Genomic DNA, 21,386 nt, shown 5'->3' with positions numbered 1-21,386 from the left:
CATGGCGTTGTCGAAGCAGTGATCTCAGGTTGAGATACCGGATAATCGCGCTCGTTCCGGCCTCGGTTCCAATATCGATAGCGCCGCAAGGCCGCTAGGAGAAAGCTATTCAGCACGATCTGCATGGGCGTGTCGCCCATTTGCTGGCGACCGCGATTCTGCGCGGCGACTATGCGCCCGATTCCATCTTGCCGCGCGAAGCGGAGTTGATGGAGACGTTCGGCGTGAGCCGCACGGTGTTGCGCGAGGCGTTGCGTACGCTGACTTCGAAAGGCTTGATCGAATCGCGTCCGCGCGTGGGCACGCGCGTGCGTCCGAAACGCGCGTGGAATCTGCTCGATGTCGACGTGCTCGACTGGTACTCGCGGGTCGCCGAGCCGATGGCGTTCGCGCTCAAGCTGCAGGAAATGCGCGAGATGATCGAGCCGTACGCCGCGGGTCTGGCGGCCGCCTCGCACACGGACGACACGTTCTACGCGCTCGCCGCGGCCCATGCGGCGATGGTGGCGGCGCGCAATGTCGACGAATGGGTGCGTGCCGATCTGCAGTTTCATTTGAGCGTGCTGACCGCGTGCAGCAATGAATTGCTGATTCCGCTCGGCACGCTGATCGAGCGCACGCTCGAAGCGCAACTGCGTCTGAACGCGAAACGCGCGGACGTGTTCAATGCGTCGCTGGCCGAGCATACGGCGGTGTTCGAAGCGATTCGCGATCGCGACGCGGCTGCGGCGCGTGCGGCGATGGCGGGGCTGTTGGGTGTGACGCGCGGGCGGATCGAGGCTTAGGCGTGGGCGTCGCGGCGGCGCCCGGCGACGATCCGGTTCAGCGCCGCGTCAGCCGTCGCGCTTCAATCCATCGCGGCGTGCGCCACGGACGCATCCGCCGCCTTGTGTGCAGGGCGGATCAACAGCAGTAGCGGAATAACCAGCAGCGTCGCCATGAACATCAGCTTGAAGTCGTTCAGATAGGCGATCATCGACGCCTGCTGAGTGATCGACACGTTCAATGCGGCCATGTCGTAGTTCGATCCGCTATTGAGCATCGGCTGGATAGCGGGATTGAAGGGCGTGATATTCGCCGCGAGGTCCGCATGCGAGACTTGCGTGTTGCGCGTCATCAGCGTCTGCACGATCGAAATCCCGATACTGCTGCCGATATTGCGCATCAGGCTGTATGTCGCGGTGCCGTCCGCGCGCAGTTCCGGCGTGAGCGTCGAGAAGGTCAGCGCGCTCAGCGGCACGAACACGAGACCGAGTCCGAAGCCCTGAATCACCCCAGGCCAGACGATGTCCGATGCCGACAGCACGATCGTGTAATGCATCATCTGCCACAGCGCGAACGCCGAGATCAGGAAGCCCGCGAGCAGCAGGAGCCGCGCGTCGATCCGCCTCAGCAGGCGCCCGGCGATCAGCATCGCGACCATCGTGCCCGCGCCGCTCGGCGCGGTGACGAGGCCGGTGGTCGCGACCGGATAATTCATCAGGTTCTGCAGCATAGGCGGAAGCAACGCGCGCGTCGCATACATCACCGCGCCGATCACGAAGATGAAAAACGTCCCCGTGGCGAAGTTCGGGTCCTTCAGCAACTCGTATTTGAAGAACGATTTCTTGCCGACGGTGGCCGTGTGCACGAGGAAAAACGCGAAGCTGATGGCCGCAAGCAGCGCCTCGATGACGATTTCGTTCGAGCCGAACCAGTCGAGTTGCTCGCCGCGATCGAGCATGGCCTGCAATGCGCCGATGGCCAGCCCAAGCGTGGCGAAGCCGAACGCGTCGAACTTCGCGTCATGTTTCGGCTCGCGCGAAGGCAGGAAGGTCGCCACGCCGAACAGCGCGAACGCGCCGATCGGCACGTTGATGAAAAACACCCAGCGCCAGTTGTAGCTGTCGGTGAGCCAGCCGCCGAGCGTCGGCCCGAGAATCGGCCCGACCATCACGCCCATGCCCCATACCGCCATGGCCTGGCCCTGCTTCTCGCGCGGGTTGATGTCGAGCAGGATGGATTGCGACAGCGGCACCAGCGACGCGCCGAAAATCCCTTGCAGCAAACGCGACGCGACGATTTGCGTGAGCGTCTCCGACAAACCGCACAGCGCCGACGACACCGTGAAGCCACCGATCGCGAAGATCAGCAGGCGCTTGACGCTCAGCCGGTCGGACAGCCAGCCGGTGAGCGGCGTGGCGATCGCGGCGGCGACGATGTACGAGGTCAGCACCCACGTGATCTCATCCTGCGACGCGGACAGCGTGCCCTGCATATGCGGCAGGGCCACGTTGGCGATCGTGCTGTCGAGCGTCTGGATCAACGTCGCCAGCATGATCGAGATGGTGATCATCGGGCGGTTGAGCGGCGCGGCGGCGCTGGCCGCCGGGTTGTCGGAAGACATGAATGAGCGGGGTCGTCGATATAGTAAGCATGCTTAGTATATCGGTTGCGCGCGTGTCTGCCATCGGGAATTATGCGGAGCGTGAATTGCGCCCGTTTCAACCCTGAAAAACGAAAGCCTTTCGTATAATCCGCGCATGAAAACCCAACTCGATGAGCGCTTCGGCTTTCTGATTTCCGACGTCGGTCGCCTGACGGGCAAGCGTTTCGACGACCTCGCGAAGTCTTCAGTCGATCTGACGCGCGCGCAGTGCCGCGTGCTGGCCTACCTCGCGCATTACGGCGACACCAATCAGGCGCGGCTCGCGGACCTGCTCGAAGTCGCGCCGATTTCGGCGGGCCGTCTGCTCGACCGGATGGAAGAGGGCGGCTGGATAGAGCGGACTGCCAATCCGCAGGACCGCCGCGAGCGCCAGGTGCACATGACGCCGAAGGCCGAGCGCACGCTCGGCAAGGCGCGCAAAGTCGGCGACGAAGTCGCGCTCGAAGCGCTGAACGGCTTCACCGAAGAGGAAGCGAAGCAGTTGATCGCGTTGTTGCAACGCGTACGGGGCAATCTGAGCCGGCTGGTGGATCGGTGATAGCCGGCGCGCGATTGGGTTAAGTGGGGCGTTGACGGCGCGCTTCCGCACGCCGCGTGGCGACTACTTCGACTCGGGCGTCCCCGACGCTCCCGACGGCGGCACCAACTCGAAACATGCAGGCGGCGCGACAGATGTTCTCGTTTTCGCGTCGGGCTGCTGCGGGTCGATACATTTGAAGGCGCTCTGATCGCGCTGGACGAAAATCGTGTCGGCCGGGCCCGCGCTGCCATGGGCGCTATTCACGACGGCGACGATTTTGTAGCCGTCCTGCAAGAGCGTGGACAGCGTGGTCGCGCTCGCGCGCCACTGGCTGTCGGGCGGTGTCTGAGCCTGAGCGGCGAGTGCGGCGGTGCCGCTGAGAAACGCGATGGAAGCGGTGGCCACGGCAAGCGTGGCGGTGCGGAACGTCATCAAGAAACCTCCTTGAAGTTGCTGTAGTTGCAGTTCGGAAAGCCAAAACAAAAAAGCCGCTGAACCTTGCGGATCAGCGGCTTTTTCTTGCAACTGGTGGCGAATCAGGGACTCGAACCCCGGACCTGCGGATTATGATTCCGTCGCTCTAACCAACTGAGCTAATTCGCCGAAAGAAGCGAGATTATGCGGATGGCGCCGGAGGCTGTCAACCCCCGGCGTACAACTTTTTCAAGAAGCTGTTCCGGTCATCAGACGTTTCAGTCCTTCGCGTAGATGTCCGAGTCTTTGGTTTCCCGGACGAACAGCATGCCGATCACGAAGGTAATGAGCGCGATCACGATCGGATACCACAGTCCCGAAAAGATATTGCCCTTCGCCGCCACGATCGCGAAGGCGGTGGCCGGCAGGAACCCGCCGAACCAGCCATTGCCGATGTGATACGGCAGCGACATCGAGGTGTAGCGGATGCGCGTCGGGAACATCTCCACCAGCATCGCCGCGATCGGTCCGTAGACCATCGTCACGTAGATCATCATGATCGTCAGGATCACCACGGTCATTGGCCAGTTGATCTGCGAGGGATCGGCCTTCGGCGAATAGCCCGCGGTCTTCAGCGTCGTCGCGAGGGTCTTGTCGAACGCTTTGCCTTGATCCTTGGCGTCGGCGGCCTTGCCGTCATACGTGTTGATCACCGTATCGCCGACCTTGATCTCCGCCAGCGTGCCCGCCGGCGCGGCGACGTTCTCGTAGTTCAAGCCGGCCTTCGAGAGCGCGCTCTTGGCGATGTCGCAGGAACTCGTGAACTTCGAGGTGCCGACCGGGTTGAACTGGAACGAGCACTCGTCCGGGTTCGCGATCACGACGATCGGTGCCTTCGCGGTCGCGGTTTCCAGCGCCGGGTTGGTGTAGTGCGCCAGCGCCTTGAACAGCGGGAAGTACGTGCACGCGGCGATCAGCAGGCCGGCCATGATGATCGGCTTGCGGCCGATACGATCCGACAGCGAGCCGAAGAACAGGAAGAACGGCGTGCCGATCAGGAGCGCGATCGCGATCATGATATTGGCGCTGCTGCCGTCCACCTTCAGCGTCTGCGTCAGGAAGAACAGCGTGTAGAACTGGCCCGTGTACCAGACCACGGCCTGGCCGGCGGTGAGGCCGATCAGCGCGAGAATCACGATCTTCAGGTTCTTCCACTGGCCGAAGGCTTCGGTCAGCGGCGCCTTGGAGGTCTTGCCTTCGGCCTTGATGCGCTCGAACACCGGCGATTCATGCAGTTGCAGACGAATCCACACCGACACGCCCAGCAGGATGATCGAGGCGATGAACGGAATGCGCCAGCCCCAGGCGCCGAACGCGTCTTCACCCATTGCCGTACGCACGCCGAGAATCACCAGCAGCGACAGGAACAGGCCGAGCGTGGCGGTTGTCTGGATCCAGGCCGTGTAGAAGCCGCGGCGTCCCGGCGGCGCATGTTCGGCCACGTAGGTGGCGGCGCCGCCGTACTCGCCGCCGAGCGCGAGGCCTTGCAGCATGCGCATCGCGATGAAGATCACCGGCGAAGCAAAGCCGATCGCCGCGTAGCCCGGCAGAAAACCGACGAGGAACGTCGACAGGCCCATGATCACGATCGTCACGAGGAACGTGTACTTGCGCCCGACCATATCGCCGAGGCGCCCGAACACGATCGCGCCGAACGGCCGGACCGCGAAGCCGGCCGCGAAGCTGAGCAGCGTGAAGATGAACGCGGCAGTCGGATTGACGCCGGAGAAGAAGCTCTTACTGATGAAGGCCGCCAGCGAGCCGGCCAGATAGAAGTCGTACCACTCGAAAACCGTACCCAGCGACGATGCGAAGATCACCCGCTTCTCTTCGCGCGTCATCGGCACGTGCGAGATTTGCCCGCCAACGGTAGCCATATGTCGTCTCCAATATTGATATGCACGCGGTTCGCCGGTAACGGCGTTCCCGTGGAACCGATTATTGGAGTGGAAACTTACGGCGTACTGACGTGGCGGGGTGAAATTGCAGCCTGGCGTGTGTTGCAGGTTTTTGGCCAACACGCGGCGATCTGGCCTCAAGACCGGCTAATTTGCTCTCAAGTAATCTCAATATCGAGATGGCAGATTTGCGCGTTCAAGTCACGTTAGGGTAAGTCCCGGCCCGTTCGTGCACGTGCAAGCTTACGCGTACGAGCGTGCCGGCAAGCCGCGGCGAGGTTTGGTAGACGTTGTCGTCGATCGTCAGCTCGCCGCCGTGCATGGTCGCGATCTCGCGGACGATCGCGAGTCCGAGGCCGCTGCCGTCGCCTTCACGGCCGAGAATCCGGTAGAAGCGCTCAATCACCCGCGAACGCTCGGCGACCGGAATGCCGAGGCCGGTATCCTCGACTTCCAGATACACGAGCCGCGCCGGCGCGTCATGCCTGACCCTGACGGTGATGCGCCCGCCCGGCGGCGTATAGCGGATGGCGTTGTCGATCAGATTCGACAGCATTTCGCGCAACATGACCGGATTGCCGTCCACTTCGACGGGCTCCTCGGGCGCTTCGTAGCCCAGATCCATCTGCTTGGCGAGCGCGGCCTGAACCCAATCGCGCACGGCGTGGCGCGCGACTTCGGTCACCTCGACCGGCGTGAAAATCTGCCCCGACATGCGATTCTCAGCGCGCGCCAGCGCCAGCAGTTGCGTGACGAGCCGCGCGGCCTGCTCCGAGCTGGTGGCGATCTGCTCCAGCGAGCGATGCACTTCCGCGGAGGCGTCCTGGCGCAGCGCCAGTTCGGCCTGGGTGCGCAGGCCGGCCAGCGGCGTTTTCATCTGATGCGCGGCATCGGCGATAAAACGCTTTTGCAGCTCCATGTTCTGTTCGAGGCGCGTCAGCAGATCGTTGAACGAGGTGACGAGCGGCTCGATTTCCGGCGGCGCGCGGCGTGCCTCGAGCGGCGACAGGTCGTCCGGGCGGCGCGCGCGGATATGCGCCTGCAGCGCGTGCAGTGGCGCGAGGCCGCGCGAGAGCCCGAACCACACCAGCAGGATCGCGAGCGGCAGGATCACGAACTGCGGCAGGATCACGCCTTTGATGATGTCGTTGGCGAGCTGGCTGCGCTTGTCGAGCGTTTCGGCGACCTGCACCAGCACAGGCTGCGCGCCGGGCGTCTGCGGAAACTCGACGGTCGTATAGGCGACGCGGATATCGTTGCCGCGCAGCACGTCGTCACGAAATTCGACGAGCCCCGGCTGCGGCCGGTCTTCCTCATGCGGCAGCGGCATGTCGCGCTCGCCGCCCACCAGTTCGCCGCGCGTGCCGAGCACCTGATAGAACACGCTGTCCACATTGTCCGCGCGCAGAAAGTCGCGCGTGGAGTCGGGCAGCGTCAGTTCCGCCACGCCATTGACCGGATGAATCTGGCGCGCGAGCACGTACGCGTCGGTTTCCAGCGCGCGGTCGAACGGGCCGTTTGCAATCGACTTGGCGACCAGATACGTGACAGCGAGGCTCATCGGCCAAAGCAGCAGCAGCGGCGCCAGCATCCAGTCGAGGATCTCGCCGAATAGCGAGCGCGGGCGCGCCTCGGCGGCAGCTTCGGTTTCGTCGGGCGGGGCGAACGGATTGGCGTAGCGCTCGTCGCGCGCCTCGTCGAGGTCCGCCGCGTGCGCCGTAGCGCGGTCTGCGCGCGCGGACATGGGCGTCCTCTATTTGTAGTGATGGCTCGCCGGCATCGCGCCGGACGGCGGCGAGGAGGGCGGCTCGGGCTCGGCGGGCGGGGGCGTCGTCATGGCGTTCGCGCTCGTGCTCGCCGGCGACGCCGCTTTCTCGAGGCAGTAGCCAAGACCGCGCACGGTGATGATGCGCACGCCGCTCGGTTCGATTTTCTTGCGCAGGCGGTGCACGTAGACCTCGATTGCGTTGTTGCTGACTTCTTCACCCCATTCGCACAGGTGGTCGACGAGTTGTTCCTTGGAGACAAGGCGGCCGATCCGTTGCAGCAGCACTTCGAGCAAACCCAGTTCGCGCGCCGACAGATCGATCACCTGCTCGTTGACATAGGCGATCCGGCCGACCTGGTCGAACGACAGCGAACCATGCCGTACGACCGTCGGGCCGCCGCCCGCGCCGCGCCGCGTCAGGGCGCGCACGCGTGCTTCGAGTTCGTTCAGCGCGAAGGGCTTGGCCATGTAATCGTCGGCGCCGAGATCGAGACCCTTGACACGTTCGTCGACGCTGTCCGCGGCGGTCAGGATCAGCACCGGCAGGTTGGAATTGCGCGCGCGCAGGCGGCGCAGCACCTCGAGGCCGGACATGCGCGGCAGGCCCAGATCGAGAATCAGCAGGTCGAAAGTTTGCATCGACAGCGCGGTGTCGGCCTCGACGCCGGTCTTCACGTGATCGACGGCATAGGCCGATTGGCGGAGTGATCGAACCAGACCGTCCGCGAGTATGCTGTCGTCTTCGGCAATCAGAATTCGCATGGTGCGCAAGCCTGGCCTTGCCGGCACCGCGGGGTGTCCCCCGGCGCACAGCGGTCTCCGAAAATTATTGTGGGTAGTTGGGCAGCGCGACAGTAAAAATGCGCGTTCGCATGAGAATCGTGCTTGCCAAAACTACTGTTTTTTTATACAGTGTCTGGGTTTCGTGTGCTGTCCTTCACGAGTAGGTTGAAACTCGGGGCTGCACATCCGCCTCAGACGCCGTTCATCATAGCAAAGGACGATTCATGGAAGAAAGCAAGAAAGGCTCGGCTGGACTGACTGCTGAAAAGAGCAAGGCACTCGCTGCCGCCCTCGCGCAGATCGAAAAGCAGTTCGGCAAAGGGTCGGTCATGCGGCTCGGCGCAGGTGAGGCGGTCGAAGATATCCAGGTGGTCTCAACCGGATCGCTCGGCCTCGACATCGCGTTGGGCGTCGGCGGTTTGCCGCGTGGCCGGGTGGTCGAAATTTATGGCCCGGAGTCGTCCGGTAAAACCACGCTGACGTTGCAGGTCGTCGCCGAAATGCAGAAGCTCGGTGGCACGGCGGCGTTTATCGACGCGGAACACGCGCTGGACATCCAGTACGCGGGCAAGCTCGGCGTGAACGTGAACGACCTGCTGGTTTCGCAGCCGGACACCGGCGAACAGGCGCTCGAAATCGCCGACGCGCTGGTGCGTTCGGGCTCGATCGACATGATCGTGATCGACTCGGTCGCGGCACTCGTGCCGAAGGCTGAAATCGAAGGCGAAATGGGCGACTCGCTGCCGGGTCTGCAAGCGCGTCTCATGTCGCAGGCGCTGCGCAAGCTCACTGGCACGATCAAGCGCACGAACTGCCTCGTGATCTTCATCAACCAGATCCGTATGAAGATCGGCGTGATGTTCGGCAACCCGGAAACCACCACGGGCGGTAACGCGCTGAAGTTCTACGCGTCGGTGCGTCTGGACATTCGCCGTATCGGTTCGATCAAGAAGAACGACGAAGTGATCGGTAACGAAACGCGCGTGAAGGTGGTGAAGAACAAGGTTGCTCCGCCATTCCGCGAAGCGATTTTCGACATCCTGTACGGCGAAGGTATTTCGCGTCAGGGCGAAGTCATTGACCTGGGCGTGCAGGCCAAGATCGTCGACAAGGCCGGCGCATGGTACAGCTACAGCGGCGAACGTATCGGTCAGGGCAAGGACAACGCGCGTGAATTCCTGCGCGAAAATCCGGATATCGCTCGCGAGATCGAAAACCGTATCCGTGAATCGCTGGGCGTGAATGCCATGGCTGAAGCCGTGACCGGCGCAGGCGCTGAAGTCGCGGACGAAGAAGAGTAACCATCACGTGATACGCAAGGGCCGGCCGTTGTCCGATTCCGGACACCACGCGGACGGCCCGCGTGATGAAGACGACGAGTCGTTCGATCCATTCGAATCGTTCGACGCACATGACCGCGCTGCGGGCCGCAATCCGCAGCGCGCGCAGTTTGAATCCTCCCCGCCCGTAGGCTCGGATCCCTCCGAAACCACCTACACTCGCTCGCGTCGCGTCCCAGGCGAAGCGAAACCCGGGCAAGACGAAGCCAAAAAATCCCAACGTCCGGCACGGTCGCTAAAAGGCCGCGCGCTCGGCTATCTGTCCCGCCGTGAATACAGCCGCACCGAACTGGCGCGCAAGCTGAAGCCGTTCGTCGAGGAAACCGACTCGCTCGACACCTTGCTCGACGCACTCGAAGCCGAAAACTGGCTGTCCGATTCGCGTTTCGCCGAAAGTCTGATTCATCGGCGCTCGTCGCGATTGGGCGCGAGCCGGATCGTCGGCGAATTGAAGCAGCATTCGGTCGACCAGACGCTCGTCGAAGAAGCCAGCGCGCAATTGCGCGAAACGGAACTGGCTCGTGCGCTCGCCGTCTGGCAAAAGAAATTCGGCCGGCTTCCCGAAACGCCCGCCGAACGGGCGAAGCAGACGCGCTTTCTGGCCTCGCGCGGATTTTCGGGGGCCACGATCGGCAAAATCCTTAAGGGAATCGACGAAGACTGGGCCGGCGAGTAAGCGCGGCGGCTTTATTGGCGCGCAAGCCCTTTAAGACAGCGACTTCCGCGCTCAGCCGCCTGCGGCGCGGCCGTGCGCAATCGGACCTGTCCCAAATACCCAGTATGCTAAAATTCGTGGGTTTTCCAATCCGGCCTTTCCTTCCCGCATGCCGCTCTCCCCGCCAGTGTCCCGTCAGTTGCGCCATCGTCGCGCAATCAGAGCGGAAGCCTATGAGCGAGCCGATGGCCTGTGGGATGTGGAAGCGTGCTTGACCGACGAAAAACCGCGCGATGTGGTGCTTGCGTCGGGCGTCCGGCCCAATGGTCAGCCGATCCATGAACTCTGGCTTCGCATCACCATCGATCGCAAGCTCAATGTCGTCGACGCCGAGGCGTCGTCCGACTGGGTGCCCTATCCTGGTTTGTGCCAAGTCAGCAATCCCGCCTACCGTGCCCTCATCGGGCTCAATCTCCGCCAAAACTTCCGTCGCGAGTCTGCCCGTTTGCTGGGCGGCACGGCGGGTTGCACGCATCTCACCGAGCTGTGCGCGATCCTGCCGACCGCCGCGATTCAGGCATTCGCCGGCGAAGTGTGGAACACCGGTGACGGCGCGTCGGGCGCGAACGCAGGTCCAGGAGACGGATCGTCTAACAGCACAGGTGAGCATTCCAACGATAAACCGCCATTCCAGCTGGGACGCTGCCACGCGCTGCGTTTCGACGGCGAGGCGGTGCAGCAGTTTTATCCGCGCTGGTATGGCCGCGCTCCGTATACAGCGGATCGCGCGGCATCGTCAGGCGACGGGGCAGTCCGCCAGACAGGCGAGGGCGGCAACGCGTCCGGCATGAACGACGGCAGCGGAAACGAAGTTCAATCCAACTCTCAGACTGAAGGGAATCACGCATGAAGATTCACGAGTACCAGGGTAAGGAAATCCTGCGGAAATTCGGCGTCGCGGTACCGCGCGGCAAGCCGGTCTTCTCGGTGGATGATGCGGTCAAGGCCGCGGAAGAGCTCGGCGGCCCGGTATGGGTCGTGAAGGCTCAGATCCACGCGGGTGGCCGTGGCAAGGGCGGCGGCGTGAAGGTTGCCAAGTCGCTGGAACAGGTTCGTGAGTACTCGAACCAGATCCTCGGCATGCAGCTCGTCACGCACCAGACCGGCCCGGAAGGCCAGAAGGTGAATCGTCTGCTGATCGAAGAAGGCGCTGACATCAAGAAGGAACTGTATGTCGGCCTCGTGATCGATCGCGTGTCGCAGAAGATCGTCGTGATGGCATCGAGCGAAGGCGGCATGGACGTCGAAGAAGTCGCGGAAAAGACGCCCGAGCTGATCCACAAGGTTGCAGTCGACCCGTCGACCGGCCTGAAGGACGCCGAAGCTGACGACCTCGCGAAGAAAATCGGCGTGCCCGACGCATCGATCCCGCAAGCGCGCGCGATCCTGCAAGGCCTGTACAAGGCATTCTGGGAAACCGACGCATCGCTGGCCGAAATCAACCCGCTGATCCTGACCGGCGACGGCAAGGTCATCGCACTCGACGCCAAGTTCAACTTCGATTCGAACGCACTGTTCCGTCACCCGGAAATCGTCGCGTATCGCGATCTGGACGAAGAAGATCCGGCTGAAGTCGAAGCCTCGAAGTTCGACCTTGCGTACATCTCGCTCGACGGCAACATCGGCTGCCTCGTGAACGGCGCTGGCCTCGCAATGGCAACGATGGACACCATCAAGCTGTTCGGCGGCGAACCGGCGAACTTCCTGGACGTGGGCGGTGGCGCCACGACCGAGAAGGTCACGGAAGCGTTCAAGATCATGCTGAAGAACCCGAACTTGACCGCGATTCTGGTCAACATTTTCGGTGGCATCATGCGCTGCGACGTGATCGCGGAAGGCGTGATCGCGGCGTCGAAGGCCGTCTCGCTGAAGGTGCCGCTCGTGGTCCGCATGAAGGGCACGAACGAAGACCTCGGCAAGAAGATGCTCGCTGAATCCGGCCTGCCGATCATCGCGGCGGACAGCATGGAAGAAGCGGCTCAGAAGGTCGTCGCGGCTGCTTCGGGCAAGGCGTAAGCCGAGTCCGCGGGGCTTTTGCCAGAATTAACCAGGATTACGAATGGCGGCGCGTGAGCGACGCGGGCGGAGAACATCCCGCCGCGCGGCGCAACAGCGCGACGCCAAACGAACAGAGGTCAATACATGTCGATTCTGATTAACAAAGACACCAAGGTCATCACGCAGGGCATCACCGGCAAGACCGGTCAGTTCCACACGCGTGCTTGCCGTGAATATGCAAACGGCCGTGAAGCGTACGTTGCAGGCGTGAATCCGAAGCGGGCCGGCGAAGATTTCGAAGGCATTCCCATCTACGCTAGCGTCGCAGAAGCCAAGGCTGAAACGGGCGCGACCGTGTCGGTGATTTACGTTCCGCCGGCAGGCGCTGCTGCTGCGATCTGGGAAGCGGTCGAAGCCGATCTGGACCTGGCGATCTGTATCACGGAAGGCATTCCTGTCCGTGACATGATCGAGCTCAAGGCTCGTATGCGTGCCGAAAACCGCAAGACGCTGCTGCTCGGACCGAACTGCCCGGGCACGATCACGCCGGACGAACTGAAGATCGGCATCATGCCGGGTCACATCCACCGCAAGGGCCGCATCGGCGTCGTGTCGCGTTCGGGCACGCTGACGTACGAAGCAGTCGGCCAATTGACGGCGATCGGCCTCGGCCAGTCGTCGGCAGTCGGTATCGGCGGCGACCCGATCAACGGTCTGAAGCACATTGACGTGATGAAGATGTTCAACGACGATCCGGAAACGGACGCCGTCATCATGATCGGCGAGATCGGTGGTCCGGACGAAGCGAACGCTGCTGAGTGGATCAAGGGCAACATGAAGAAGCCGGTGGTCGGCTTCATCGCTGGCGTCACGGCGCCTCCGGGCAAGCGCATGGGCCACGCCGGCGCGCTGATCTCGGGCGGCGCTGACACCGCTGAAGCGAAGCTGGAAATCATGGACGCTTGCGGCATCAAGGTCACGAAGAACCCGTCGGAAATGGCGCGTCTTCTGAAGGCAATGCTGTAAATCGAAATTCGCGCGCTGTCACGGCGCGTTTTTTGATACGCTTACGAAGCCCTTTCGTGAGCGTGCGGTTCTAAAAGCGGGGGAGTGTAGACTCCTCCGCTTTTTTTATTGGCCGCGCGTCGGATTTCTTCTTATTCTTTCAATCATGCTCGAGTTCTTCGCCACGCTCCATTGGGGCGCCGTCATTCAGATTATTGTCATCGACATTCTGCTGGGTGGCGACAATGCCGTCGTGATCGCGCTGGCCTGCCGCAATTTGCCGCCGTCCCAACGCACGAAGGGCGTGCTGTGGGGGACGGTGGGCGCCATCGTGCTGCGCGTGGCGTTGATTGCGTTCGCGGTCGCGCTGCTCGATGTGCCGTTGCTGAAATTCGCAGGCGGCCTGCTGCTGCTGTGGATCGGCGTGCGTCTGATGGCGCCGGCGCACGACCCGCATGAGAACATCAAGCCGGCCGACAAGCTGATGTCGGCGATCAAGACCATCATCGTCGCGGACGCGGTGATGAGCCTCGACAACGTGATCGCGATCGCGGGCGCGGCTGAGGCCGCCGATCCCGAGCACCGTCTCGCGCTGGTGATTTTCGGCCTCTTGGTGAGCATTCCGCTGATCGTGTGGGGCAGCCAGTTGGTTCTCAAGTTGCTCGACCGCTTTCCGATCGTCATTACGCTCGGCGCCGCGCTGCTGGGCTGGATCGCAGGCGGCCTGATCATCAACGACCCGGCCGGCGACCGTTGGCCGATCCTCGATTCGGCGTGGGCCGAATACGGCATGAGCATCGCGGGCGCGTTGTTCGTGGTGGTACTCGGTTACCTGCTCAAGCGCCGCAACGCCCATCGCGCGGCGGCTTGAGACAGGAGCCGCCGCCGGCTTGAATCGAACCGCGCTGCAGCGTTAGCCGTTCGGCTGACTGTCTGACGCGAACGCCGCTGGCTACGATTGAAACGCCTGTTCCCGATCCGTGGGGCAGGCGTTTTTCGTTTCAGGAGCCTGCCGATGATCGTCACTTTGCCTTATTCCCCTTACTCCCAATCCTCACTGTCCACGCGCTCAAGAGTGTGCCGAGCGGGCTGGTCCGCGCGGTTCGCGCGCGCCTGCCGACGCCTTGGCTTCGGTTTCACGCTGATTGAACTGATGATCGTGCTGGCGATCGTCGGCGTGATCGCCGCGTATGCGATTCCCGCGTATCAGGACTATCTGGCTCGCAGCCGCGTCGGCGAAGGGCTGTCGCTGGCGGCGTCCGCGCGGCTGGCCGTGTCCGAAAACGCCGCGAGCGGCAACGCGTTCAGCGGTGGTTATGCGTCGCCGCCCGCCACCCGCAACGTCGAGTCCATTCGAGTCGACGACGACACCGGCCAGATCACCGTCGCCTTCTCGACGCGCGTCGCGCCCGCGGGTTCGAACACGCTCACGCTCGTGCCATCGGTGCCTGACAACGTGGATGCGCCGACTGCGCGCATCGCGTTGAGCAAGGGCGGGGTGCAGGCGGGCGCGCTTACGTGGGAATGTTTCGCGGGCGGCAAGGCGGCGTCCTCGCTGCCGGCGCCAGGCGCCGGGCCGGCACCCGCCGATGCGCCCACGTTGCCGTCGAATCTCGCCCCACCGGAGTGCCGTTCATGAACGACTGCGACATGAGCGCGCGATGAGCGCGAGAGTGGGGTGGCGTCGCAGCCATCCGCACGTAAAAGGCTGATTTTCGGGATATTTCAGCCCGGCCGGCGCACAGCGGGAGAATTTTTTTGTATAGTGCGCCGGTTGCTGACGCCCACCGGTTCCTCGATGCCCACCCCTTTCGCGCGCTATCTGTCTTTCATTCTGTTGGCCCTCGCGTTGGTGCTGCCTTATGCAGTTGTCAACCATACGTATCCGATTCCGACCTTTTACGCTGAATTCACCGCGCTCGCGCTGTATCTGCTGACCGGCGCGGGCGTCGTGCTGCTGGTGGCGAGCGCCAAGCCGCGTGTGACGTTCGCGTCGCCGGTGGTCGCGCTGGTGCCGTTGCTGTTCGGGCTGCTGCTGGTGGCGCAGTCGGTGGTGTTGCCGGTGTCGCAGCCGTCGATGAACTGGCTCGGCGGCGGCTATCTGCTGGCGGCCTTCATGGCGACGCACGCCGGTTACGGCTTCACGCGCGCCAAACTCAACGAGACCGCGTTGCGCTGGGCGGCCGGGGCGTTGATCGTCGGCGGGCTGTTCGCGGTGTTCTGCCAGATCATCCAGTTGTTTCACCTCGAAGTGCGCGTGTCGCCGCTCGTGGTTGCCTATAACGTGACCGTCGAGCGCCGGCCGTTTGGCAATATGGCGCAGGCCAATCACCTCGCCACCTATATCGCGTTTGCGATGGCGGGGGCGTTGTTCCTCGTGCAGACGCGGCGGATTGCCGTCAGCATCTGGTTCCTCGTGTCGACGATTTTCGCGGTCGGCCTCGCGCTGACCGTGTCGCGTGGTCCGTGGCTGCAGATGGGCGTGATCGTCGTGGCGGGCTTCTGGATGGCGTTCGCGCAGACCCGCAATCAGTTGCAGCTACGCCGCAGCAATCGCGAATGGATCATTCCGATCGCGCTCGCCGTGCTGTTTTTCGTGATCAATGCGCTGATCCGCTGGGCCAACGTTCACTATCACCTGGAGCTCGGACAGTCCGCCGCGGAACGCTTTCAGGATGCAGGCCAGATCGCGCCGCGCCTCGCGCTGTGGAAGTACGGCTGGACGATGTTCAAGACGCATCCGTTGCTGGGCGTCGGTTGGGGCGAATTTCCGAGCTATCAGTACGAGTTCGCGAAGACGCTCGGCGGCGTCGAGATCGCCAACAATTCGCACGACATCTTTATCGACCTGCTGGCGAAGACCGGCTTGATCGGCCTCGCGATCGTGCTGTTCGGGCTGATTACGTGGCTCATACGCGTGGTGCGCGCGCCGCAAAGCTCGGCGCGCGTGTTCGGCATTGCGTTGATCGGCGTGCTGGTCATGCACGCGCTCGTCGAATATCCGCAGCAGTACATGTTCTTCCTGTTGCCGGCGATGTTCGTGTTCGGCCTGCTGGAAACGCGGCCGCTGCGCCTCGTGCCGGCACGCCTGTCGTTCGGCGCGTTTGCCGTGGTGGTGTTCGGCGGTCTGGCCGCGCTGTATCCGGTCTATCGCGACTACGCGCGCGCCGAGGTGCTGTACTACGGCCAGCGTCCTGCCGAACAGTATCGTGCGGACCCGTCGTTCCTGTTCCAGGCGTGGGGCGAGTACGGTCTCGCGACGCTCTTGCCGATGAATTCGATGGATCTGCAACACAAGCTCGCCATGCACAAACAGGCGATGGCGCTGCTGCCGGGCGAAACCGTGTTGCGTCGGTATGCGGTGCTGCAGGCGTTGAGCGGCGATCAGGCAGCGGCACTCGATACTGTCGAACGCCTGAAAATCTTCGCCACGGAACTGAAGGACTGGCCGTCGCAACTGAGCTATCTGTACGAGCTTTGCGACGAGCAGAAAACACTGACCGGTTTCAAGGCGGAACTGGTCAAGCGCTACGGCATGCCGTCGGATGACGTCAATGAGGACGACGACAGCGACGAGGAGTGAGCCGCCGCGTTTGCTTCAAAGCGTTAAAGATGGAGCGGGGCGATGACGCAAACGGTCATCAATCCGCCACCCAGTCCCCCGACTTCCCGCCGTGCTTCTCCAGCACCTTCACATCGGTGATCGTCATGCCGCGATCCACCGCCTTGCACATGTCGTACACAGTCAGTAACCCGACCTGCACGGCGGTCAGCGCTTCCATCTCCACGCCCGTTCGTCCCAGCGTTTCAACCTGAACCGTGCAATGCACGCCCGGCAGCGTGTCATCGAGTTCGAAATCCACCTTGACGCGCGTCAGCGCCAGCGGATGACACAACGGAATCAGATCGGCGGTGCGCTTCGAACCTTGAATCGCGGCGATCCGCGCGATGCCGATCACGTCGCCTTTCTTGGCGTTGCCGTCGCGAATCAGCGCGAACGTCTCCGGCAGCATGCGAATCGAGCCGCGCGCAATTGCAATGCGCTTGGTCTCCTGCTTGCCGCCGACGTCCACCATATGCGCCTGGCCGGCGGCGTCGAAATGAGTGAGTTCAGGCATGGTTGGGCTCCTTCAGAGGGCGCCTATCATAGCAGTGCGGTAAAGCCGCACGGCGGCGGCACTGCGTTTGCGCGGGCCAAAACGTCATCAGTCATCACCCGCCGTCGGCGCAAGCGGCGCGGGAATCATCGGAGACACCGAATCGCAATGACGCGAATCACATGAATTCCCGCGACGACTGATTACAATTGCCCTATGCCCGCTATCTTAGTCCGAGCGGCGGGCGTCGCTTTCCGACTTCGTCATATCGACCTCGCGATGCGTCCGAAACGGTTCCTTGCTGCGTTGTTGTCTGTCGCGCTGGCAGCGCCGCCGGGCGCGTTCGCGCAATCGCACGGCGTATCGAGCATGGCGCTCAACACGTTGCCCGCCGAACCACCGCTGGTCAGCGGCCCGGCCGATGCCTACGCCGATCCGCTTGTCCCGCCCGATATCGCGCAAGGCGTGTTCGGCGTGTACGGCGGCGCGCAGAGCCGCTTCTCCGGCAATACCGGTGTGAACACCAATTGGCGTGCACCGATCGTCACGCAGCAATTGCCCGATCTGGGCAGCGGCGGCTCGGGCTCGCTCACGCCGCAGGCCGAGCGCAAACTCGGCGAACGCGTGATGCGCGAGTTGCGCCGCGACCCCGACTATCTCGACGACTGGCTGGTGCGCGACTATCTGAACTCGGTTGCCGCGAAACTTGCCGCGGCGGCGAGCGCGCTGTACATCGGCGGATATCGTCCGGACTTCGATCTATTTGCCGTGCGCGACCCGCAGATCAACGCCTTCTCGCTGCCTGGCGGTTTTATCGGCGTGAACACCGGCCTGATCGTGGCCACGCAGACCGAGTCCGAGTTGGCATCGGTGCTGGGTCACGAAATGGGACACGTCCTGCAGCGGCACATCTCGCGCATGATCACGACCGGCGAACGCAGCACCTATGCGGCGCTCGCCGGCCTGTTGTTCGGCGTGCTCGCCGGCGTTCTCGCGCACAGCGGCGACCTGGGCAGCGCGATTGCGATCGGCGGCCAGGCGTACGCGGTCGACAACCAGTTGCGTTTCTCACGTTCCGCCGAGCACGAGGCGGACCGCGTCGGCTTTCTGCTGCTTGCCGGCGCCGGCTACGATCCTTACGCAATGACGACCTTCTTTGGCCGCCTCGATCGTGCCGCGATGAGCGACACGGGCATCCCGGCGTACGCGCGCACCCATCCGCTGACGGGCGAACGGATTGCCGACATGGAGGACCGTGCGCGCCGCGCGCCTTACCGGCAACCGCATCAATCGGCCGAATATGGTTTTGTGCGAGCGCGCGCGCGCCTGCTGCAGGACCGTTCGCGCAGTGAGTACGGCGACGAGATTTCGCGCTTGCGCTCAGAGATCGAGGACCGCACGGCGGTCAACGTCGCGGCGAACTGGTACGGCATCGCGTACGGACAGATGCTGCTCGAGCGTTACGACGACGCGGCGGCGTCGCTGGCGTCGTCCCGCGCCGCGTTCGCGACGGGCGAGCAGGCCGAGGGCGGCACGGCGCGCAGTTCGCCGAGCCTCGACGTGTTGGCCGCCGACATCGCGCGGCGCGCCGGCCGCGACGACGAGGCCGCGCGTCTGGCCGAGTTGGCGCAGAAGCGCTGGCCGCAATCGAACGCCGCAATCGACATGCATATCCGCACCTTGCTGACCTTGCGCCGCTTTGCCAATGCTCAGTCGCTTGCGCAAAAGGAGACTCGCGCCCAGCCCGATCAGCCTGCCTGGTGGCTGTATCTCGCCCAGGCTAGCGCGGGCACGGGCGATGCGTTGACACAGCATCGTGCGATGGCCGAGAAATTCGCGCTCGAGGGAGCGTGGCCTTCGGCGATCCGGCAATTGAAGGACGCGCGAGATCTGAAGACGATCGGCTACTACGACCTCGCGACCGTCGACGCGAGGCTGCATGAGATGGAGAGCCGCTATAAGGAGGAGCGGCTGGACGAGAAGAGTTAGCCCAGTGCGCAGGCTTGTGCTTAAGCGCCAGCGGCTGCGGGACTCGGCACAAATTTAAACCGCGCAGCAACATCGCCTCGCCGCACAGCCTGCAGCGGCAATACAACCTGGCTGTTCCAGCGAAACTCACCGCTCATGGAGTCGTCCGCCAGCGTTGCATGGTCGGAAAACACATCGAGATCGTGGTCGTGCAAAACGGCGATTCTCGGCGGCGTCGCGCTATCGGTAAACAGAATCCCGCCTTCTTCATCGATCAATACGGCTGCGGGCTCGAACGCGCCGCCCGCTTGATCCTGCAAGGCGAGCGCGCCGCCAGCATCGGCATTGGCCGACAACCTCACCACCCACGGCGTATAGCCCAACTCGACATACACGCGCTGCGGGCCGTTCTGAAAAAACCACTGGCCGCGCTCGTCGGCGTCGTAATTCCGGTTGATGAACCCGAGCAACGCTTCGTGGCGGATCGGCACACCGGGCGAACCGCTCGCCTGCGCGGCCTCGTCGCGCATGCGCCAGTTGCCGCGCCTGTCCAGCATCAGCCACCCTGTGCAACTCGGTACATTCGGCCACTTGGCCAAAGCCTGCTTGACGATGTCATCCATGATCGACGTGTCGCTCCAGATAGCCGAACACGCGCCGCGAAAGCCAGTCGATGCGGCCCGGAAACGGCCCGGTCATAAAGCCGGCGTGGCCGCCGTGCTTGGGTTGGTCGAGTTCCACGGCCGCCGACACTTCATGCCGCGACGGCAACGCCTCAGCCGGCAGGAACGGATCGTTGCGCGCGTTCAGCACCAGCGTCGGCACCTGAATGTGCGGCAGCAGTGGACGCGTGGTCGCCGTGCTCCAGTAGTCGTCGGTATCGCGAAAGCCGTGCAGCGGCGCGGTCACCACGTTGTCGAACTCGTACATGGTGCGGCTCGCCAGCATCGCGTCACGGTCGAACAGGCCGGGAAACTGCACCAGCTTCTGTTCGGCCTTCTGCTTGAGCGTCTTCAGGAAACTGCGCGTGTAGATGAGGCCGAAGCCCTGCGACAACGCGCGGCCGCCGGCATGCACGTCGATGGGCGTCGAAATCGCCGCGGCGGCCGAGATCACCGACGCCGCGTCCTCGCGGCGTTCACCCAGCCAGCGCAGCAGCACATTGCCGCCGAGCGACACGCCGGCCGCCACGATCGACCCGCGATGCGCGGCGCGCAAACGCCGCAACACCCAGTCGACTTCGTTGCTATCGGCGAGATGGTAGAAGCGCGGCAGCCGGTTCAACGGTCCGCTGCAACTACGAAAGTGCGGCACGACGCCGTGCCAGCCGTACTCGCGCGCGGCCGCCATCAACGAGGCGGCGTAGTGCGAGCCCGAGCTGCCTTCGAGGCCGTGAAACAGCACGAAGAGCGGGGCGGTATCGGCGGGCACGTGAGGTGAAGCGCCGGGCGTGAGCGCGGATCCGGGCTGGCCGTCATGCTGCACCCAGTCGAGATCGATGAAATCGCCATCGGGCGTGTCCCAGCGCTCGCGTCGAAACGAGACCGCGGGGCGGCGCGCGAACAGCGACGGGACGATAGTCTGCGCATGCCGGTTCGGCAGCCAGAGCGGCGCACGGTAGAGCAACTCGACAGTGGCCTCGACAGTCGCCTCGACGGCGGCCGCGGCGCGTGCCGCGCCCGAAGGAGCGGATTGATCGTGCGTCGTGCCCAAAAGGGACTTCCTGCGGGGCGTGCTCATGCCTGCTTCAAAACAAATAAGTGAAACGCGCGGCGCGCGTCAGTGCAGCGACCCCTGGCCGTGCCGCATCTTCGTGGCGAACTGGCTGGCGGCCTCGTTAGGCATCGGACTCGCGTGAATGTGCGCGATGCGCCATTCGCCGCGTTCGTGGACCATCACATAAGTCGTGAACACCATGGCAGGCGTGGCCTTCGGGTCAGCCGGCCGGTGCGCTTCGGCGATCGCATAGACCACGGTGCCGAGGCTGTCGTAGACGCGGATATCGAGCGGTTCGATGAAAACCGGCGCGGTTTCGAGCTGGATCTGCAAGCCGGCGCGAATGCTGTCGAGGCCGTGCAGGTGGGAGCCGTCGGCGCAGATACAGCTCACGAACTCTTCATCGATCCACAGACCCATCAAGCTGTCGATATTGACCTCGGCGACGGCCTGGTAATAGGCGTTCAGGGTATCGGCGGCGGCTTCGAAGATATGGGCAAAACGTGGCATGGCTCGTCAGTCTCTTGTGCGCGGCGCGCGGTTGCGGGACAGCGGTCAGCGGGACAGTCCGGGGCACCGGACAATCGCACCCGAGCGCCAGAATGCCCGCGCCGCAAGGCGCGAACATGACGCGACGCGCTCAGGGGCGTGCGGTGTTGCGTGCAAGTGTCAGCGG

At 63.6% G+C, this 21,386-nt stretch carries 20 protein-coding genes and 1 tRNA gene; 11 read left to right on the top strand and 10 right to left on the bottom strand.

The window, feature by feature from the left end:
- The first annotated feature begins 107 nt into the window (after positions 1-107).
- Positions 108-785 (top strand): FadR/GntR family transcriptional regulator, encoded by a 678-nt coding sequence (locus P0D80_RS26530; RefSeq protein WP_408287823.1) that lies wholly within the window; start codon positions 108-110, stop codon positions 783-785.
- Positions 786-847: 62 nt separating this feature from the next.
- Here P0D80_RS26530 and P0D80_RS26525 read toward each other — a convergent pair whose 3' ends face one another.
- A complete protein-coding gene (locus P0D80_RS26525) occupies positions 848-2,386 on the bottom strand; it encodes a DHA2 family efflux MFS transporter permease subunit (protein WP_132373204.1) in 1,539 nt (512 codons plus the stop codon).
- 136 nt (positions 2,387-2,522) lie between these two features.
- On the opposite strand from P0D80_RS26525, the gene P0D80_RS26520 reads away from it, so the two are divergent.
- Positions 2,523-2,966: a MarR family winged helix-turn-helix transcriptional regulator gene (locus P0D80_RS26520; RefSeq protein ID WP_132373206.1), complete on the top strand. Its 444-nt coding sequence runs from the start codon at positions 2,523-2,525 to the stop codon at positions 2,964-2,966.
- Between the two features lie 63 nt (positions 2,967-3,029).
- Here P0D80_RS26520 and P0D80_RS26515 read toward each other — a convergent pair whose 3' ends face one another.
- The 5 genes from P0D80_RS26515 to P0D80_RS26495 all read right to left on the bottom strand — a co-directional run bounded on the left by P0D80_RS26515 (position 3,030) and on the right by P0D80_RS26495 (position 7,850).
- The gene (locus P0D80_RS26515) at positions 3,030-3,380 is read right to left on the bottom strand and encodes a hypothetical protein (protein WP_408287717.1); all 351 of its coding nucleotides are present in this window, start codon (positions 3,378-3,380) and stop codon (positions 3,030-3,032) included.
- Positions 3,381-3,474: 94 nt separating this feature from the next.
- A tRNA-Met gene (locus P0D80_RS26510) sits at positions 3,475-3,551 on the bottom strand.
- Positions 3,552-3,640: 89 nt separating this feature from the next.
- Positions 3,641-5,299, bottom strand: a complete 1,659-nt coding sequence (locus tag P0D80_RS26505; protein ID WP_132373210.1) for an MFS transporter — start codon at positions 5,297-5,299, stop codon at positions 3,641-3,643.
- 217 nt (positions 5,300-5,516) lie between these two features.
- Complete coding sequence (locus tag P0D80_RS26500) at positions 5,517-7,064, bottom strand: sensor histidine kinase (RefSeq protein ID WP_408287713.1); 1,548 nt, start codon at positions 7,062-7,064, stop codon at positions 5,517-5,519.
- Between the two features lie 9 nt (positions 7,065-7,073).
- The gene (locus P0D80_RS26495; protein ID WP_408181820.1) at positions 7,074-7,850 is read right to left on the bottom strand and encodes a response regulator; all 777 of its coding nucleotides are present in this window, start codon (positions 7,848-7,850) and stop codon (positions 7,074-7,076) included.
- A gap of 245 nt (positions 7,851-8,095) precedes the next feature.
- On the opposite strand from P0D80_RS26495, the gene recA reads away from it, so the two are divergent.
- The 8 genes from recA (at position 8,096) to P0D80_RS26455 (ending at position 16,512) form a co-directional block, all read left to right on the top strand.
- Complete coding sequence (gene recA, locus P0D80_RS26490; protein ID WP_132373216.1) at positions 8,096-9,172, top strand: recombinase RecA; 1,077 nt, start codon at positions 8,096-8,098, stop codon at positions 9,170-9,172.
- A gap of 7 nt (positions 9,173-9,179) precedes the next feature.
- Positions 9,180-9,887, top strand: a complete 708-nt coding sequence (gene recX / locus P0D80_RS26485) for a recombination regulator RecX (protein ID WP_408287709.1) — start codon at positions 9,180-9,182, stop codon at positions 9,885-9,887.
- A 148-nt stretch (positions 9,888-10,035) separates the two neighbouring features.
- Positions 10,036-10,776, top strand: coding sequence for a DUF2889 domain-containing protein (locus tag P0D80_RS26480; RefSeq protein WP_408287706.1), 741 nt, complete (start codon positions 10,036-10,038; stop codon positions 10,774-10,776).
- The gene (gene sucC / locus P0D80_RS26475; protein ID WP_020069250.1) at positions 10,773-11,942 is read left to right on the top strand and encodes an ADP-forming succinate--CoA ligase subunit beta; all 1,170 of its coding nucleotides are present in this window, start codon (positions 10,773-10,775) and stop codon (positions 11,940-11,942) included. The genes P0D80_RS26480 and sucC overlap by 4 nt, the downstream gene beginning before the upstream one ends.
- Before the next feature lie 126 nt (positions 11,943-12,068).
- Positions 12,069-12,950 (top strand): succinate--CoA ligase subunit alpha, encoded by an 882-nt coding sequence (gene sucD, locus P0D80_RS26470; RefSeq protein ID WP_085487621.1) that lies wholly within the window; start codon positions 12,069-12,071, stop codon positions 12,948-12,950.
- Between the two features lie 145 nt (positions 12,951-13,095).
- The gene (locus P0D80_RS26465) at positions 13,096-13,800 is read left to right on the top strand and encodes a TerC family protein (protein ID WP_408287703.1); all 705 of its coding nucleotides are present in this window, start codon (positions 13,096-13,098) and stop codon (positions 13,798-13,800) included.
- Between the two features lie 144 nt (positions 13,801-13,944).
- Positions 13,945-14,568, top strand: a complete 624-nt coding sequence (locus P0D80_RS26460; RefSeq protein WP_408181823.1) for a pilin — start codon at positions 13,945-13,947, stop codon at positions 14,566-14,568.
- Between the two features lie 159 nt (positions 14,569-14,727).
- Entirely contained in the window at positions 14,728-16,512 is a 1,785-nt protein-coding gene (locus tag P0D80_RS26455; RefSeq protein WP_408181824.1) for a PglL family O-oligosaccharyltransferase, read from the top strand.
- 58 nt (positions 16,513-16,570) lie between these two features.
- On the opposite strand, the gene moaC is transcribed toward P0D80_RS26455, so the two are convergent.
- Positions 16,571-17,047, bottom strand: a complete 477-nt coding sequence (gene moaC, locus P0D80_RS26450) for a cyclic pyranopterin monophosphate synthase MoaC (RefSeq protein WP_132373228.1) — start codon at positions 17,045-17,047, stop codon at positions 16,571-16,573.
- A 258-nt stretch (positions 17,048-17,305) separates the two neighbouring features.
- Between moaC and P0D80_RS26445 the strand changes: the two genes are divergently transcribed.
- Positions 17,306-19,015: a M48 family metalloprotease gene (locus tag P0D80_RS26445; RefSeq protein WP_408287698.1), complete on the top strand. Its 1,710-nt coding sequence runs from the start codon at positions 17,306-17,308 to the stop codon at positions 19,013-19,015.
- Between the two features lie 20 nt (positions 19,016-19,035).
- Here the strand turns inward: P0D80_RS26445 and P0D80_RS26440 are convergent, their stop codons facing one another.
- Genes P0D80_RS26440 through P0D80_RS26430 form a run of 3 tightly spaced genes read right to left on the bottom strand, consistent with a single transcriptional unit; the run spans position 19,036 to position 21,220 of the window.
- Positions 19,036-19,617 carry a DUF2946 family protein gene (locus P0D80_RS26440; RefSeq protein WP_408287696.1) on the bottom strand — a complete coding sequence of 194 codons (582 nt, stop codon included), beginning with the start codon at positions 19,615-19,617 and terminating at the stop codon, positions 19,036-19,038.
- Positions 19,610-20,734, bottom strand: a complete 1,125-nt coding sequence (locus P0D80_RS26435; RefSeq protein ID WP_408287693.1) for a YheT family hydrolase — start codon at positions 20,732-20,734, stop codon at positions 19,610-19,612. The genes P0D80_RS26440 and P0D80_RS26435 overlap by 8 nt, the downstream gene beginning before the upstream one ends.
- 39 nt (positions 20,735-20,773) lie before the next feature.
- Positions 20,774-21,220 (bottom strand): nuclear transport factor 2 family protein, encoded by a 447-nt coding sequence (locus P0D80_RS26430; RefSeq protein ID WP_408181847.1) that lies wholly within the window; start codon positions 21,218-21,220, stop codon positions 20,774-20,776.
- Positions 21,221-21,386: the final 166 nt, after the last annotated feature.

The sequence above is a fragment of the Paraburkholderia sp. RL17-373-BIF-A genome, from assembly GCF_046030175.1.
Taxonomy (GTDB): Bacteria; Pseudomonadota; Gammaproteobacteria; order Burkholderiales; family Burkholderiaceae; genus Paraburkholderia.
This window is presented reverse-complemented; position numbering and strand designations above follow the sequence as displayed.

Excerpts from the sequence above, each read along its gene's own strand:
- P0D80_RS26525 (WP_132373204.1), bottom strand. The coding sequence starts at position 2,386 with ATGTCTTCCGACAACCCGGCGGCCAGCGCCGCCGCGCCGCTCAACCGC.
- P0D80_RS26520 (WP_132373206.1), top strand. The coding sequence starts at position 2,523 with ATGAAAACCCAACTCGATGAGCGCTTCGGCTTTCTGATTTCCGACGTC.
- P0D80_RS26515 (WP_408287717.1), bottom strand. The coding sequence starts at position 3,380 with ATGACGTTCCGCACCGCCACGCTTGCCGTGGCCACCGCTTCCATCGCG.
- P0D80_RS26505 (WP_132373210.1), bottom strand. The coding sequence starts at position 5,299 with ATGGCTACCGTTGGCGGGCAAATCTCGCACGTGCCGATGACGCGCGAA.
- P0D80_RS26500 (WP_408287713.1), bottom strand. The coding sequence starts at position 7,064 with ATGTCCGCGCGCGCAGACCGCGCTACGGCGCACGCGGCGGACCTCGAC.
- P0D80_RS26495 (WP_408181820.1), bottom strand. The coding sequence starts at position 7,850 with ATGCGAATTCTGATTGCCGAAGACGACAGCATACTCGCGGACGGTCTG.
- recA (WP_132373216.1), top strand. The coding sequence starts at position 8,096 with ATGGAAGAAAGCAAGAAAGGCTCGGCTGGACTGACTGCTGAAAAGAGC.
- P0D80_RS26480 (WP_408287706.1), top strand. The coding sequence starts at position 10,036 with ATGCCGCTCTCCCCGCCAGTGTCCCGTCAGTTGCGCCATCGTCGCGCA.
- sucC (WP_020069250.1), top strand. The coding sequence starts at position 10,773 with ATGAAGATTCACGAGTACCAGGGTAAGGAAATCCTGCGGAAATTCGGC.
- sucD (WP_085487621.1), top strand. The coding sequence starts at position 12,069 with ATGTCGATTCTGATTAACAAAGACACCAAGGTCATCACGCAGGGCATC.
- P0D80_RS26465 (WP_408287703.1), top strand. The coding sequence starts at position 13,096 with ATGCTCGAGTTCTTCGCCACGCTCCATTGGGGCGCCGTCATTCAGATT.
- P0D80_RS26460 (WP_408181823.1), top strand. The coding sequence starts at position 13,945 with ATGATCGTCACTTTGCCTTATTCCCCTTACTCCCAATCCTCACTGTCC.
- P0D80_RS26455 (WP_408181824.1), top strand. The coding sequence starts at position 14,728 with ATGCCCACCCCTTTCGCGCGCTATCTGTCTTTCATTCTGTTGGCCCTC.
- moaC (WP_132373228.1), bottom strand. The coding sequence starts at position 17,047 with ATGCCTGAACTCACTCATTTCGACGCCGCCGGCCAGGCGCATATGGTG.
- P0D80_RS26445 (WP_408287698.1), top strand. The coding sequence starts at position 17,306 with ATGCGTCCGAAACGGTTCCTTGCTGCGTTGTTGTCTGTCGCGCTGGCA.
- P0D80_RS26440 (WP_408287696.1), bottom strand. The coding sequence starts at position 19,617 with ATGGATGACATCGTCAAGCAGGCTTTGGCCAAGTGGCCGAATGTACCG.
- P0D80_RS26435 (WP_408287693.1), bottom strand. The coding sequence starts at position 20,734 with ATGAGCACGCCCCGCAGGAAGTCCCTTTTGGGCACGACGCACGATCAA.
- P0D80_RS26430 (WP_408181847.1), bottom strand. The coding sequence starts at position 21,220 with ATGCCACGTTTTGCCCATATCTTCGAAGCCGCCGCCGATACCCTGAAC.